Origin of the sequence: Pseudomonas sp. 43(2021) (assembly GCF_017490805.1) — a bacterium.
In the GTDB taxonomy this organism is placed as follows: domain Bacteria; phylum Pseudomonadota; class Gammaproteobacteria; order Pseudomonadales; family Pseudomonadaceae; genus Aquipseudomonas.
The window spans coordinates 1-617 of record NZ_JAFGYJ010000164.1; the positions used below are offsets into that span (position 1 = coordinate 1).

Consider the following 617-nt stretch of genomic DNA (forward strand, 5'->3'; position numbering starts at 1 on the left):
TTATAGGCCTGCTCGGAGGAGGCACGCTGCTGATGGTGGCATTCGTGCTATACGGCCAGATCGCCATCAATGTGTTCAACCTGTATGGCGCTTTCATGTCGACGATCACGATGATCGAGCCTTTCTCTGCGCTCAAAATCACCCCGTCTGTACGTGCGGGATTCCTGCTGATCATCTGCACGATCGCAACCGGTTTATGCACATTGGCGCAGGACGACTTTCTGCAGTTCTTCCTGAATTTCATCTTTTTCATGAGCTACTTTCTGATCCCCTGGACGGCGATCAATCTTGTCGACTACTACGCGCTGCGCAAAGGCGTTTACCGGATTACCGACATCTTCGATCCGGCAGGCATCTACGGTCGGGTGAACTGGACAGCAATCGCAGTATTCCTTTGCACCATTGCTCTGGAAATTCCGTTCATGAACACCTCCATGTACGTCGGGCCTGTTGCCACCAGCCTGCAAGGCGTAGACCTGGCGTGGGTCGTTGGCTTGCTGTGCCCTGCGTGCGCTTACTACGCCCTCATGCGCCGGCGCGGTTCGCTGTTGATCAAGGCATCGCAAGTTTGATGTTCGCAGGCTGAGAGCGTTTGTGCTCTTCTATCGGAACAGTAC

General features: G+C 54.3%; 1 protein-coding gene. It reads left to right on the plus strand.

Annotated features, from left to right (window positions below; all coding sequences use genetic code 11):
* A partial coding sequence (locus J5M71_RS26550) for a cytosine permease (protein ID WP_207838449.1) occupies nt 1-572 on the plus strand: 572 nt, incomplete at its 5' end.
* Between the last annotated feature and the right edge of the window lie 45 nt (nt 573-617).